Here is a 14,154-nt window from a genome sequence, read left to right as displayed (position 1 = left end):
TAATTCTCCGCATTTAAATGATTGTTAGTTAGCATAATGACATACAAAGAGTTATACAATCAAATCAAAAAGAAGAAAAGCTTCTTGTGCGTAGGATTAGATTCTGATCTTGCAAAAATCCCCGCTTGTATTAAGGAAAAATTCGGTGCTTCAAACGCGCAGTATGAATTCAATAAGGCTATAGTGAAAGCTACCGCGAGGTATGCCGTTGCCTATAAAATTAATACTGCCTTCTATGAATCTAATGGTGCGCAAGGCTTTGAGCAAATGGCTCTTACAGTAAAGTATATCAAGAAATATTATCCGGAAATTTTTGTGATTGCAGATGCCAAGCGCGGAGATATTGGCAATACGGCGGAGCAATATGCAAAGGCATTTTTTGAAAGAATGAATTTTGATGCCGTTACAATTTCTCCGTTTATGGGAGAAGATGCGGTCTCTCCTTTCTTAAAGTACAAGGGTAAATGGGCTATAGTTCTTGCACTTACGTCAAATAAATCTGCTGAGGATTTTGAGACGGCCGGGGTAGAATTAAATTCTGTCGGTGACAAAAAGAAAATTGTCCCTCTTTATGAGAAGGTTATACATGAGGCGGCTAAGTGGGGAAACAGCGGCAATATAATGTTTGTGGTTGGGGCAACGCGTCCGGAAAAATTAGCTGAGATAAGGATTTTGGCTCCCGACAGTTTCTTCCTTGTTCCCGGCGTGGGTGCGCAGGGCGGAAGTGTGAATGAAGTTGCAACTCACGGAATTAATGGAAGTTGCGGACTCCTTGTCAACTCCTCCAGAGGAATTATTTTTGCCTCTTTGGAGAAAGACTTTGCCTCTGCCGCTCAGGCAAAAGCAAAAGAGCTTGCAATGCAAATGTCTTTGTTTGTAAAATAATAATATTATGAAATACTCTTTGAGAAACTTATTCATTGCAGCAACGCTGCTTTGTTTAGAATTTTCTTTTGCGCCGTCAGGTTATGCGCAGGCACTGCAGCCGGCTAATCAAATGCCGGGAAATCAGGCATATCCTGCACATTCTCTGGCAATTCTTTTTACGGGAGACATGCACTCTTGCGTTGATAAATATCCGCAGCTAGCTACATTCATCAAACAGGAGAGAGAATTCTATGAAAAGAAAGGAGTTGCGGTAGTTGTTGTAGATGCCGGAGACATTGCAATGGGAAGCGTTTTTTCCACCGTTACAAATACGGAAGCTTCTGAATACAGGGGACTTGGCTTGATGGGGTATGATGCGTATGTATTTGGAAATCATGATTTTGACATAGGTCTTAAGGCATTGGGATATATGTATTACAACGCAAATATTCATGGAAGGAATCTTAATCCAATCACAAAGCAGCCTATAAATTTCCCAATGAATGTAACCGCAAATCTTGATAAAACTAATGAGGTGGTTTTTGAAAATGCGCGCTCTTACATTGGACAAAAGCCTTATGTTATACTAAACAAAAACGGAGTTAAAATTGGAATCTTTGGCTTGCTTGGAGAACGTGCGTTCAATGTTAGCAATGAGAAGGAGAATATGACGCTTCTAGATCCGGTGAAGACGGCAAAGACTGTTGTTCAGATACTTAAATCACAAGGTGTAAATTATATCATTTGTCTTTCTCATAGCGGAAGCATGTTGAGAGATAAGAGCGAGGATGGCATTTTGGCTAAGGCTTGCCCCGATATTGACGTGATTATAAGCGGGCATGACCATGAGGCAATCTTTAAGCCGTGGAGTGTAGGCAATGTAGTTATTGGAGCTGCGGGTTCCGGCGGATCATTGCTTGGCGAGCTTGGTATTTCAGGTGGAAAGAGTTCCGGAAAGGGGAATTCTCACAACCTTTTATTTTACGAACTAAAAAGTGTTCCATCTGATATTGCATCTGATCCTGCCGCAAAAATTTTGCTGGACAGCGTGGAGCTTAAAGTAATTGGGAAATTTAACAGACAGTTTGGAATTTCGCCTTCCGGAGTAGTGTCAAAACAGATGCAACCTCTTGCCGGCCAACCTGATGCAAAAGGCAACTTCCCTCTGGGATATGCCGTTGCAAGGAGTTATTATTATGCAGCTGTTCGCGCCGGACAGGGGAAAGATTTGGACACAAACAGAATGTTTTCTGTTGTTCCCGCCGGAGTAATTAGAAAGGGTCTTGCTGCCGGTGATATAAAATATAGTGATGCTTTTGATATTCTTCCTCTTGGCTTGGATGCCGAGGGCAAACTTGGTTATCCTCTTGTAGAGTGCTGGGTTTCAGGCAAGGAGCTGAAAGAGCTTTGTGAAGTAAATGCATCCATTGCGGGTAAAATGCCCGATGCGTACATGACTTTTTACGGCCTTAAATACACTTATAATTCTGCAGCTCTTCCGTTCTTAAGAGTTAAAAAAGTTTACGTGCATGGCAGAGAAACAGATGATAAGACTTTATATCATGTTATAACGGGCTATTACACAGCTATGTGCATCAATATCATAAATGAGAATTCTCACGGATTGTTAAAGATTTATCCAAAGACTCAGCTTGGAAATCGCATAGCATCAATTGACGATATGCTTGTATTAGGTCCGTCAGAGCGTTCAAAACTTCCCGTAAGCGTAAATGAGTGGTATGCATTTGCGGAGTATTTGCGCCTGAGAGGTTCACAGCCAAATGCTGCGGTAACTGCCGGAACGGACGAAAGAAGCATGGGCGTCTGGGTAAAATATGTCGGTTGTACGGCAGCAGGCATTGCTGTCATTATCCTGATAATCATTGGTATTATCAAGGTTGTGAAAAAATCTTCCAAGAAAGTTAAAGAGGAAAATTAGGGATTAATTATATAGCTAATCTCTTTAAAGGCGAAAGTTTTTCTTTCGCCTTTTTTATTTTCCAGTACAAGGCAGGAATTCTCGTCAATGCCAACTATCTTAGCCTCAATGACTTTTCCTTTTTTATTCCCGACATGTTTCTCCTCCTCTCCTGTCATATCTATGTACTTGTGAAATTCTCCAATCCTGTACAGAGCTGATAAATAGCGTTCTGTGAGCTTGCTGAAATTTTTGCGGCTGACATGCTCCTTGCGGACTCTCTCATACTCTTTAAAAATTTCCTGCAGCAACAAAGGGAGCTCGTCGTGAGTATTAAAACAAATTGGCTCTTTGCCTGTCTTGCCAGATTCCAGAATGAGCGCCATTGAAGTTGGATTTGGGATATTTTCAGGGAACGCTCTCTGATTGACATTTAGGCCAATGCCGCAGATGCTTTGTGACAGTTTGTCACCCGTTATAGCATTCTCTATGAGCATTCCGCATATCTTTTTGTCTCCAACGTAGATATCGTTGGGCCATTTGATTTTTGCATTTATGCCTTTGGTTTTTAGGTAGTTAAGCAGACCTAACGTGCAAATTTGGGAAATTGCAAATTGCTCCTGCGCAGAGATAAAACCTGGTTTAAATATCGTGCTGAACATGATATTGTCTCCCGCTTTGCTGGTCCATTTATTCCCTCTCTGACCGCGTCCTGCAGTCTGAAAATCAGAGGCCCACGTAAATCTGTCGGGAGCTTTTTCGGCGCCTTCCAGGGCTCTGTTATTTGTTGAGTCCGTGGTCTCAAACCATTTTATTTCAACTTTTTGGGGCATAGTGTCTTTTGGCTGATTTTTTGCTGTATCTTTGCTACAAAGATAATAATTTACAAAGCAGTATGAGAAAAGAGCAGAAAGGAACAGACGGCAAAAAGGCCGTTAAAAAAGTTGTGAAAAAACAACCTGTGAAAAGAGTTCCAAAGGCAAAGATGTCGCCTGTGAAAGTTGTTGAGAATAAGGAGGGTATAAAAGCGGTAAGCGTTATTGCCAATGCAATGCTGGATAAAAAAGCAAAAAATGTTTGCTCCCTGGATTTGAGAAAAATCGGGACAAGCATTTGTGATTTTTTTGTCATTTGCAATGCGGATTCTACTACTCAAGTTAGGGCGATTGCAGATAATGTTGAGGATGAGATGATTATGAAATGCGATAAGAAGCCTGTCAGAGAACAGGGAAAGGAGAATTCTTTCTGGATTATCCTGGATTATGGAGATGTTGTAGTGCATATTTTCCAATCTCAGTATAGAGAGTTTTATCGCCTGGAGGAGTTGTGGAGCGATTGTAAGAAAACCACTTATGAGGATTAAATTTTAATATGGATAATAATCAGAAAAAAAATATGATGGGCGGGGGGGGCAATAAGGCTCCGCGTTTCAATACGTTTTGGATTTATATTCCGCTGCTAGCCTTTTTGGCCTATATGTATTTTTGGGGCTTCAAAGGCGGTGACCCTATTAAGACTGAGTGGTATAAGGTTAAGGAACAGATGATTCCGGCCGGAGATGTAGACAAGGTTACTTTCATTACAAATCAGAACAGGGCGGAGGTTACAATAAAAAAAGACAGCCTTAATAAATACAAAAATTATTTTGGCGGGAGGATTCCAAAGATGGTTCCTCAGTTCTATTTTATTGTCTCAAATAACTTTGACTCTGAGCAGCAGCTTAATGCGGCAAGAGAGTCACTACCACAGAATAAACGTTTTAGCATAAATACGGAGGAGAGAAACAATTATTGGGCAACAATTCTTAACTGGCTGTTGTTTCCTCTTTTGATTTTCTTCTTGTGGATTTTCTTATTCCGCAGAATGACAGGCGGTCCCGGTGGCATAGGTGGCGGCGGCGGTTCAGGCGGAGGAATTTTCTCCGTTGGCAAGAGCCAGGCAAAATTGTTTGACAAGGATAATACAACCCGCGTAACGTTCAAGGATGTAGCGGGTTTGGAGGAGGCAAAACAGGAGGTCATGGAGATTGTGGACTTCCTTAAGAACCCTAAAAAATATACGGCCCTGGGCGGAAAAATTCCAAAAGGAGCATTGCTAATAGGCCCTCCGGGAACAGGTAAAACGCTGTTGGCCAAAGCTGTAGCAGGAGAGGCCAATGTGCCGTTTTTCTCCATCAGCGGTTCCGATTTTGTGGAGATGTTTGTCGGCGTAGGCGCAAGTCGCGTAAGAGATTTGTTTAAGCAGGCAAAGGAAAAAGCGCCGTGCATTGTTTTCATAGATGAGATTGATGCAGTTGGACGCGCAAGGGGAAAGAATGTAGGATTCTCTTCTAATGATGAGAGAGAAAATACTCTTAACCAGCTGCTTACAGAGATGGACGGTTTTGGGACAAACAGCGGAGTAATTATTCTTGCTGCGACTAACCGCGCAGATATTTTGGATAAGGCTCTGATGCGTGCCGGAAGATTTGACCGTCAGATAAATGTTGACCTTCCGGAACTTAAGGACAGGGAGGAGATATTTAAAGTCCATCTAAAGGATTTGAAACTTGATCCTCAAATGGATACAGGTTTTTTGGCAAAGCAGACGCCGGGCTTTTCAGGTGCTGACATAGCAAATGTTTGCAATGAAGCGGCGCTTATTGCAGCCAGGTACAATAAGAAATTTGTTGAGCGTCAGGACTTTCTGGATGCGATAGATAGAATCGTGGGCGGACTGGAGAGAAAGAGCAAAATTATTCCTCCTAATGAGAAGAAGACTATTGCATTCCATGAGGCGGGGCATGCAACCGTAAGCTGGTTCTTGCCTAATGCAAATCCGCTGCTGAAGGTTACGATTATTCCAAGAGGCAAGGCCCTTGGTGCAGCGTGGTATTTGCCTGAGGAGAGGCAGATTACAACAAAGGAACAAATGATGGATGAGCTTGCGTCATTAATAGGCGGAAGAGTTGCGGAGGAGATTGTAAACCAAAAGGTTTCTTCAGGTGCTCTTAATGATTTGGAACGCCTTACTAAACAGGCGTATGCAATGGTTGCGTATTACGGTATGAGTGATGCGGTAGGGAATGTTTCTTACTATGATTCCCAGGACCAGGGTTATAACTTTAACAAGCCTTTCAGCGAGAAAACCGCGGAACTTATTGACGTTGAGGTTAAAAAGATTATCAACAAGGCTCATGAAATGGCTCGCAAAGTTTTGGAGGAGCACATGAAGGGATTTACAGAGCTTGCAAATTTGCTTCTGGAGAAAGAGGTTATTTTCACGGAGGATTTGGAGCGCATCTTTGGACCAAGAGTAAAAGAGCCGGGAGATGTTGCTGCAGCTGAGAAGAAAACAGAACCTGTCGCTGAGAAGAAGGCAGAACCTGTCGCTGAGCAAAAGACAGAAGCAGCCGCTGAGAAAAAGGCAGAACCTGTAGCTGAGCAAAAGACTGAGCCTGCGGAGAAGAAAAAAGATGATGGCGGAGATGCCGGATTATTTGGACAGAGTAATTAAATTTTAATAGAAATAATTATGAAAGAAGTTGTTGTAAGGTCAATAAGCGGAGTTGTTTTTGTGGCTGTGATAATTGCCTCTCTTCTTCTTTCACCGTTCACGTATCTTGCTGTTTTTGCAGTTGTTGTAGCACTTGTGATGAGCGAGTATCTTAGGCTCACGATAGGTGAAGGAAAGTTCTTTTTGAGAGTTGTTGCAATAGCGGCCGGAGTGTTGCTTTTTGCCCTCTCTTTCTTTGTACTTGGGCTTGGATGGAATCCTATTTGCCTGCTTGCAGTTGCGGCTTTAATTATTCTCCTTCCAATAATAAATTTGTACTCAAATAATTATAACGGCATAGGAAACGCCTTTGCCTCAATTGTGTATATAGCGCTTCCTTTTGCATTGCTGAATTTTGTGGCATTTCCGCGTTACTGGTCTGGAGTTTATAATGGTTGGACTACTGCTTCTATGTTTATAATACTTTGGTCTTCAGATGTTGGCGCTTATTGCTTTGGAACTCTTTTTGGCCAGGGGGAGCGCGGACATAAGCTGTTTCCTTCTATATCTCCCAAAAAATCTTGGGAGGGAATCATAGGGGGCGCTATAACAGCCGGCATCGCGGCTGCCGTTCTTGGATATGCGGGAGTGCTGAATTTTTCAATAATTGGAGATATTGTATTTACCCTTTTGATTTTTGTTGCAGGAGTCTACGGAGATTTGGTGGAGTCTCAATTAAAACGTAATTTTGGAGTCAAGGATTCAGGAGCAATTATGCCGGGACATGGAGGAATGCTGGATAGATTTGATAGTGCGCTTCTTGCCTTTCCGGCCGCCGTTATTTTTACGCTTCTTGTCTGGGGTTAGAATGCGCAATTGCCTGAATACCTAATATTAAATTCATTTACAGATAATTATGATTATTCATAAAGAGGGTTACGGAGTGTTGATAGTCACGTTTCTGGTATTGGCTGTCATAGTTGGTATTATTTGGCTCTCATTTGGAATTACCTTCATCACTTCTGCAATAGCAATTGTGTTTGCAGCATTTTTCTTTTTCATCTCTTATTTTTTCAGAGTTCCAAAAAGAGTTGCATTGATAGATGAGTCATCGGTGATTTCCGCGGCAGACGGCAAAGTGGTTATTATCAAAGAGGTAGAAGAAGATGAATTTTTACATTGCAGATGCAGGCAGGTCTCTGTCTTTATGGGCATTTGCAACGTTCACATAAATTATTACCCGGTTGGGGGAAAAGTTTTGTATTTCAAGCATCATTGGGGAAATTATCTAGTTGCCTGGCATCCAAAGTCTTCCGTTAAAAATGAGAGGACCAGCGTGGCAATAGAAACTGCCGGAGGAAAGAAAATTTTCCTGCGTCAGATTGCGGGATATGTTGCACGCAGAATAGTTTGCTATGCAAAAGAGAATGAGCATGCAAACCAGTGCGAGCAAATGGGTTTCATAAAATTTGGCAGCCGTCTGGATTTGTTTTTGCCTTTAGATGCAGAGATTAAAGTTAAGGTAGGAGATAGAGTTACAGCATGCCAGAGCGTAATTGCAAAGCTTTAATTTTCCTCCCGACAGTTTTTAAAATATTTTGATTATGAGCGTATTGATAGCACCATCTATGTTGAGCGCAGATTTTGGAAATCTGAATAAGGACATAGAACTTGTAAATAAATGCGGAGATATTTTCCATCTGGATATAATGGATGGAGTCTTTGTCCCTAATATATCTTATGGAACGCCTGTAATTAAAGCAATTACAAAGAGAGCCCAAAGACCCGTAGAGGCGCATCTTATGATTGTGGAGCCGCAAAAATTCTTCAAAGATTACAAGAACTTCGGCATCGGGAGCATCAGTGTCCATTATGAAGCTTGCGTCCATCTGAACAGAACAATCCAGCAAATCAAAGAGCTTGGAATGAAGGCGGGTGTTGCAATAAACCCAGGGACAAGCGTTTATCTTTTGGAGGATATCATCTGCGATTTGGATTACGTTCTGCTTATGTCAGTAAATCCGGGCTTTGGAGGACAGAGTTATATTCCGGAGTCAACGGAGAAAATTGCCCGTCTGAAAAAATTCTTAAAGGAGCACAATCCAAAATGTTTGATAGAGGTTGACGGCGGAGTTAATATGCAGAATGTCAATGAAATAAAAACTGCCGGCGCCGATATTCTCGTTGCCGGCAGTGCCGTATTTAATTCTAAAAATCCTGAACAAACCATTCAGGATTTGCGTGGATAAATCTACTTGATATTCTTAACCATCTCAACCAATAATTTGCGGAACTTCTCCAAAGAGGCCAAATCCAGTCTCTCACCCGGAGCATGAACGCCACGCAAAGTAGGTCCTATAGAAACCATATCCATATCAGGGAACTTAAGGCTGAACAATCCGCACTCAAGTCCGCAAGGAGTTACAACTACTTCAATATCAGTGTTAAATATTTTCTTGTAAGCTTTTTTGCAGATTTCCAGAATAGGGGAATTCAGTTTTGGAATCCATCCTGGATATTCAGATGTGCGGACAACTTTCGCACCCGCAAGAGCCCAGCAAGCTTCAACCTGCTGCGACATCCATTTCCTCTCGGAATCAACTGCGCTTCTCTGGCTGGTAGTTACTTTGATAGTGTTGCCTGGCATCATCTTAACAGATGCAAGGTTTGTAGATACTTCAACAAGCCCCTTTATAGTATCGCTCATTTTGTAAACTCCGTGAGGAGAAGAAACCATTGCATAAATAAGAGCTGCCATAACATTCTGGTCTATAGCCTTTTTAGTGCTTTCAGCAGGAGTCAGCTCCATCTGAACGCCTTTATCGGACAACTTATATTCATCTTTAATTTCAGCTGCAATTGTCTCAAAAATCTTTGTAATAGAGGCCTTTGCGTTCTTGTTGAATCCTATGATGGCATGTGCCTCTCGCGCAATTGCGTTGTCTTTGTTGCCGCCGTCAATCTCATAAAGCTCAATGTTGTGCTTATGTAAAATTCCAAACAGAATTCTTGCAAGCATCTGATTAGCATTGACTCTGTTCTTATTGATATCATCTCCGCTGTGTCCGCCCATGCTTCCAAAAACTCTAACCTGATACTTCAAGAAACCCTTTGTCTGAGGTTCCGGAGTATATTTTAAGGTCGCGACGGAATCTAGTCCTCCGGCGCATCCAATGCAAACATATCCTTCATCTTCTGAATCAAGATTCAAAAGAATCTTTCCCGTAACAAACTTAGGGTCAAGGGCTTTAGCGCCATCCAAACCGGTCTCTTCTGATGTGGTGAACAATGCCTCAACTTTTCCCGTCTTAAGTTCAGGGTCAATCAAGACAGCCAGCTGGCTTGCCATTCCAATTCCGCAGTCTGCGCCAAGAGTAGTATCGTGCGCAACCAGCCATCCATCTTCTTCCTTATAATTGATAGGGTCTTTGCTCCAGTCATGTTTTACGCCTGTGTTTTTCTCGCAGACCATATCACAGTGGCTTTGCATAATAAAGGTTGGAGCCTTCTCCATTCCTTTATCTGCAGGCTTGGTAATCAGGACGTTGCCCGCTTTGTCTTTTTTAGCCGGAAGGTTATGCTTCTTTGCAAAATCCAAAAGCCACTTTCCAATTTTCTCTTCATGACCGCTCTCTCTTGGAACGGTAGTTATCTCCTTGAAGATGTTTAAAATATCATTACTTGTCATAATCGTGAATTTATTTTCATTGTTTACTAACTTGTTTACTAGGTGTAAAGTTAATAAAAAACAAAGTTTGTTGGCAAGGCGGTTTGCAAGACCTTTGACTTATTTGCAAAAAAAAAGCAGCACTTTTTGTGCTGCAATTTTTAATTTCCTGCGGGTTTTAACTGCTTCTCCAAATCGGCAACGTAACGCCTTATGTTTCTGTCAGTCTCAATCAAATCGGAGACAGTATTGCAGGCGTGGATAACCGTTGCGTGGTCTTTGCCTCCTATTTGGCTCCCGATAGATGCTAAAGAGGTTTTGGTTAGATTTCTAACAAGATACATTGTGATTTGTCTTGCCTGAACAATCTCTCTTTTCCTTGTCTTTGAGATAATTGCATCCGGCGATATTTTAAAATAGTCGCATACTGTGTTGCGAATTTTGTCCAGGGAAATTTCCTGATTCTCAACATTAACAATTTGTTCAGTCACGCGTCTTGCCAAATCCAGCGTAATGTCCTCTTTATTAAGAGTAGAGTGGGCAAGAAGGGAGACTAGAGTTCCCTCAATTTCCCTTACGCTTCCGGCAACTTTTTCCGCCAAATAGCAAACAACATCTTCCGGAAGTACAATTCCCTCCATTTGGCTCTTTGCTACCAATATTCTTTTGCGGGTATCAAAATCCGGAGGCAAAAGCTCTGCGGATAAACCCCATTTAAATCTTGACAATAGTCTGGATTCCAGTCCCTGCATGTTGCCGGGAGCGCAGTCAGACGTTAAAACAAGCTGCTTGCCGGATTGCTGTAAATGATCAAAGATGTGGAAGAAAGCATTTTGCGTGCCCTCTTTCTTTGCAAATTCCTGTACGTCATCTATAATTAATACATCAATCGTCTGGTAGAAGTGAAGAAAATCCGTAAGATTGTTCTTAACGTTAACAGCGTCCATATATTGAGTCTGGAATCTGTTTGCACTAACATATAAAACAATTTTATCCGGGTATTTTTCTTTAACTCTCAACCCTATTGCCTGAGCTAGATGGGTTTTACCCAAGCCAGAGCCTCCGTAGATGAAAAGAGGATTAAACGGGCTATTGCCCGGAGCCGCCGCTACTTTCTCCCCTGCGTTTTTCCCAAGGCGGTTGCAAGAACCCTCAATAAAATTTTCAAAAGAATACTTGGGATTAAGCTGAGGATCTATATGAAGCTTCTGCAAACCTGGTATTATGAACGGATTAGGAATTACAGCCTCATCTTTGCTGTTTCTTTGCATAGGGAAAGGAATAGGTCTGTTCGTAGGCCATTTCTCGTTCTGGTGAGGGATTGTAACAAAAGAGCCGCTCACAACTTTTACGTTGTACATAAGCTTAACGGAGTCTCCAAGAACCTTCTTTAATGCCGCTGCCAAAATATCAATTAGACGGTCGCTCTCCAGCTGACGCATATGTTCATCTGAAAGGACTTCAATTGTCAAAGTGGAACCTATTAGGCTAAGTGCCCTGACAGGTTTAAACCATTTCTCATATACTGCGTCGGTCGTATTGTTTTTAATAAATTGTAAACACTCGTTCCAAACTTGTATGTGCCTTAAGTTCTCCATTTGATAAAATTGATCTTTTTGCTTTTGCTTGGAACAAAAGTGGTGAAAAAAAAGTAATAAAAAAATTTTAAAACTATTGTTTATTTGAGAAAAGTTTTAAGAGGCTATAAATCAGATTAAAAAAATAGTAAAAATCTTAACACGCTCTTAATCAATAGTTTATGCGTAAAATGCTTGTATTCTTAATGATATAACGGATTTTTTTTAAGCCACAATTTGTACTCTTTCTAAAAGACACTTACGCGTATGTATTTTTTTGGATTCTCTTTTATTTTTTTAACTAAATCATCCAGCTCTCTCATAAGACTGTCAACGGAATTATGCAGTTCATCGGTAGTCATTAACTTACCAAGAGTTGCATTTGGGTCCTGCATTTGTTTAAGCAATTTGTTTAATTGGTCAACGCTCTCCTTAAGCTGCAATTCTGAAAGTTGCCGGGAGGTCTTATTAATATTGCTTAGTGTCATTGATAAGTCTCCATTTGGATTGTTAAGCGAGTATGAGAGGTTGTTAACGTTGTTAATAGCGGATGCAAGGTCCGGAGTCATCCCGTTAAGAGATGCTGACAGCTGCTCCGCATTTGCCAGAGTTCCATTAAGTTTTGCAAAGGAACCCTGCAAGTTATATCTTGCGTTGGAATCCAAAATAGAATTAATGTTATCCAACGTCTTGTTAAGATTCCCCATAAGCGCATACACCTGATCTTTAAGAGGTCCCACTGATTTATACAACAAGGACATCATATCGGGAATATCGCGGCCCTTAAGAGTATCGCCATTTTTTGCATGAATTCCGGCAGTACCAAGTCCTATTCTAAGGGATTTTGCTCCAAGGATATCTGAACTGTAAATCTCAGCCCTTGAGTCAATTGGAATTGCATAATCATTTTTGATAGAGAGCTTTACAAGGAAGCTGTCTTTTTGCGGCACAAAGTTTATGCTCTCCACGGTTCCAACCTTTAAACCTCTTATATAGACTGGCCCGGTAGCGGAAAGCCCCTGGACATCTTCCAGAAATGTATAATACCTGAAGTTCTTCTTAAAAAGGTCATGTCCTCTTAAGAAGTTGATAGTGAAAAAGATAGCTGCTATCACAAGTAAGACAAAGAATCCCATCTTCTGGCTGCTGGTAAATTTCATAACTGCAAGTTTTTATACTATATAGCGCGTATGCAAATGTACTCTTTTTAGTTTAAAATCAGGCCATTTAGTTTGAAATATGCCCGTCGCTGACCTTTATTACAAAGGCGCCTTTGAAGGTTCTTTGCACATCTTTAAGGTGTTTTGTCGCCTCCTGTCTGGAATTCCACTTGCCGATGTAATATTTATAAAGGTTGCCAATATGCAGATAATCAGCATCTTTACGCCCTTTTAAATCAGGCGAGCTGCTTCCCAGCTGTTTGTTGACAGAGAGTATCTGAATACAATAAAAGCTCCCTTTAGCAGAATTGTTTTCATTCCGGCTTGTTGTAATTGCAGATGCGCCGTTCCTTTTTGCAGAACTGCTAGTTTTTTCTGTATCAGAAGGATATAGCAGCGTACTATTGTTTTGCCTTACGCTGTCATCTTTCTTTGCCGTCTCATCCTTCTTTGTTGTCTCATCTTTCTTTACAGCTTCATCTTTCTCTACCGCTTCATCTTCAGTTGTAACTTCCTTATTCTTTGATGGATTAACCTCTTCCTTTCTATTTGATGCTGTTTTTGTCTCCTCTTTTTGTGAATTGTTATCTCCGTAAATAGCATCTCCGCCTGCAAACGCGTCAGGAGGAAGATTTTCCAGCTTGCCTCCTTCATATAGCGTCTTGTATTTTGAAAATGCTCTTAAAATGTCTGCCGCAATTTTTCTCTGTCCATCTTCTGAAACAAGAATTTCCAAATCATTGTTATTTGAGATGAATCCGATTTCTGTAAGAATTGCCGGCATTGCGGCTTTCCAAAGTACATATAGAGCACCCGGCTTTACTCCGCGATTGATAAGCACCGGACCGTTTTTATACTCCTCCTGTATGCACTGCGCCAGCTTTACACTCTGCTCCAAATGAGAGTTTTGCAGGAGCGAGAAGATGATATATGACTCGGGGGAATTTGGGTTAAACCCTGCATACTTTGTACTGTAATCATTTTCCATCGTGATGACGGAGTTCTCTCTTTTTATCAGGTCAAAATTCCCGCTCACATGATTTCCCATCACATAAGTCTCTGTCCCTCTTCCGCTTGTGCCAACTTCTGAATTAACGTGAATGGAAATAAAGAGGTCAGCTTTATTGCGGTTTGCAATTGCAGGTCTCTCTCCAAGGGGAATGAAATAATCAGAATTTCTTGTAAATATCACATTGATAGATGGGTACGCAACATTCATCATTGCCCCAAGTTTTAAGGCTACGGCAAGAGTTATGTTTTTTTCTTTATACTTTTTGTCCTTGCTCATAGAGCCTGTATCGCCACCGCCGTGCCCGGCATCTATCACAACTGTCTTTATTTTAGGTGTTTGAAGCATTTGCCCAAAAGAAGTCCCGGGCATAAGCGCAAAAAATAATATCAGAGCTCCGCAGAGAATTCTTTTTAGGGGCAGCATATTATCAACTTTTTTTCTATTGTTTGCTGATGGCATATTAGTTGTAAAAATATGTT

12 protein-coding genes are annotated in these 14,154 nt (G+C 41.3%); 7 read left to right on the top strand and 5 right to left on the bottom strand.

All coding sequences use genetic code 11. The features are described 5' to 3' along the window. Positions 1-36: 36 nt before the first annotated feature. Positions 37-885 (top strand): orotidine-5'-phosphate decarboxylase, encoded by an 849-nt coding sequence (gene pyrF / locus LKM37_00385; protein ID MCI1719485.1) that lies wholly within the window; start codon positions 37-39, stop codon positions 883-885. Between the two features lie 7 nt (positions 886-892). Continuing rightward, positions 893-2,806, top strand: a complete 1,914-nt coding sequence (locus LKM37_00380; protein ID MCI1719484.1) for a 5'-nucleotidase C-terminal domain-containing protein — start codon at positions 893-895, stop codon at positions 2,804-2,806. Here the strand turns inward: LKM37_00380 and LKM37_00375 are convergent. After that, positions 2,803-3,618 carry a biotin--[acetyl-CoA-carboxylase] ligase gene (locus LKM37_00375; protein ID MCI1719483.1) on the bottom strand — a complete coding sequence of 272 codons (816 nt, stop codon included), beginning with the start codon at positions 3,616-3,618 and terminating at the stop codon, positions 2,803-2,805. The genes LKM37_00380 and LKM37_00375 overlap by 4 nt on opposite strands. A 62-nt stretch (positions 3,619-3,680) precedes the next feature. Here LKM37_00375 and rsfS point away from each other — a divergent pair, with 62 nt between their 5' ends. The 5 genes from rsfS to rpe are packed head-to-tail and all read left to right on the top strand — an operon-like array spanning position 3,681 to position 8,508. Next, the gene (gene rsfS / locus LKM37_00370; protein MCI1719482.1) at positions 3,681-4,148 is read left to right on the top strand and encodes a ribosome silencing factor; all 468 of its coding nucleotides are present in this window, start codon (positions 3,681-3,683) and stop codon (positions 4,146-4,148) included. A gap of 8 nt (positions 4,149-4,156) precedes the next feature. Then, on the top strand, positions 4,157-6,280 hold the full coding sequence (gene ftsH / locus LKM37_00365; protein ID MCI1719481.1) for an ATP-dependent zinc metalloprotease FtsH: 2,124 nt from the start codon (positions 4,157-4,159) through the stop codon (positions 6,278-6,280). Between the two features lie 18 nt (positions 6,281-6,298). After that, the gene (locus LKM37_00360; GenBank protein MCI1719480.1) at positions 6,299-7,126 is read left to right on the top strand and encodes a phosphatidate cytidylyltransferase; all 828 of its coding nucleotides are present in this window, start codon (positions 6,299-6,301) and stop codon (positions 7,124-7,126) included. 49 nt (positions 7,127-7,175) lie between these two features. After that, positions 7,176-7,829 (top strand): phosphatidylserine decarboxylase family protein, encoded by a 654-nt coding sequence (locus LKM37_00355; GenBank protein MCI1719479.1) that lies wholly within the window; start codon positions 7,176-7,178, stop codon positions 7,827-7,829. A gap of 34 nt (positions 7,830-7,863) precedes the next feature. After that, entirely contained in the window at positions 7,864-8,508 is a 645-nt protein-coding gene (gene rpe, locus LKM37_00350; protein ID MCI1719478.1) for a ribulose-phosphate 3-epimerase, read from the top strand. Between the two features lie 2 nt (positions 8,509-8,510). On the opposite strand, the gene LKM37_00345 is transcribed toward rpe, so the two are convergent. The 4 genes from LKM37_00345 to LKM37_00330 all read right to left on the bottom strand — a co-directional run bounded on the left by LKM37_00345 (position 8,511) and on the right by LKM37_00330 (position 14,098). Next, positions 8,511-9,947 (bottom strand): aminoacyl-histidine dipeptidase, encoded by a 1,437-nt coding sequence (locus LKM37_00345; protein MCI1719477.1) that lies wholly within the window; start codon positions 9,945-9,947, stop codon positions 8,511-8,513. Between the two features lie 140 nt (positions 9,948-10,087). Next, positions 10,088-11,524, bottom strand: coding sequence for a chromosomal replication initiator protein DnaA (gene dnaA / locus LKM37_00340; protein MCI1719476.1), 1,437 nt, complete (start codon positions 11,522-11,524; stop codon positions 10,088-10,090). 227 nt (positions 11,525-11,751) lie between these two features. Then, entirely contained in the window at positions 11,752-12,663 is a 912-nt protein-coding gene (locus tag LKM37_00335; GenBank protein MCI1719475.1) for an MlaD family protein, read from the bottom strand. 67 nt (positions 12,664-12,730) lie between these two features. Then, positions 12,731-14,098 (bottom strand): N-acetylmuramoyl-L-alanine amidase, encoded by a 1,368-nt coding sequence (locus LKM37_00330; GenBank protein MCI1719474.1) that lies wholly within the window; start codon positions 14,096-14,098, stop codon positions 12,731-12,733. Between the last annotated feature and the right edge of the window lie 56 nt (positions 14,099-14,154).

This window comes from Bacteroidales bacterium (genome assembly GCA_022647615.1).
Classification (GTDB): Bacteria; Bacteroidota; Bacteroidia; order Bacteroidales; family UBA932; genus Egerieousia.
This window is presented reverse-complemented; position numbering and strand designations above follow the sequence as displayed.

Coding starts and splice junctions, on each gene's coding strand:
- LKM37_00375 (MCI1719483.1), bottom strand. CDS start 3,618: ATGCCCCAAAAAGTTGAAATAAAATGGTTTGAGACCACGGACTCAACA.
- ftsH (MCI1719481.1), top strand. CDS start 4,157: ATGGATAATAATCAGAAAAAAAATATGATGGGCGGGGGGGGCAATAAG.
- rpe (MCI1719478.1), top strand. CDS start 7,864: ATGAGCGTATTGATAGCACCATCTATGTTGAGCGCAGATTTTGGAAAT.
- dnaA (MCI1719476.1), bottom strand. CDS start 11,524: ATGGAGAACTTAAGGCACATACAAGTTTGGAACGAGTGTTTACAATTT.
- pyrF (MCI1719485.1), top strand. CDS start 37: ATGACATACAAAGAGTTATACAATCAAATCAAAAAGAAGAAAAGCTTC.
- rsfS (MCI1719482.1), top strand. CDS start 3,681: ATGAGAAAAGAGCAGAAAGGAACAGACGGCAAAAAGGCCGTTAAAAAA.
- LKM37_00355 (MCI1719479.1), top strand. CDS start 7,176: ATGATTATTCATAAAGAGGGTTACGGAGTGTTGATAGTCACGTTTCTG.
- LKM37_00330 (MCI1719474.1), bottom strand. CDS start 14,098: ATGCTGCCCCTAAAAAGAATTCTCTGCGGAGCTCTGATATTATTTTTT.
- LKM37_00380 (MCI1719484.1), top strand. CDS start 893: ATGAAATACTCTTTGAGAAACTTATTCATTGCAGCAACGCTGCTTTGT.
- LKM37_00335 (MCI1719475.1), bottom strand. CDS start 12,663: ATGAAATTTACCAGCAGCCAGAAGATGGGATTCTTTGTCTTACTTGTG.
- LKM37_00345 (MCI1719477.1), bottom strand. CDS start 9,947: ATGACAAGTAATGATATTTTAAACATCTTCAAGGAGATAACTACCGTT.
- LKM37_00360 (MCI1719480.1), top strand. CDS start 6,299: ATGAAAGAAGTTGTTGTAAGGTCAATAAGCGGAGTTGTTTTTGTGGCT.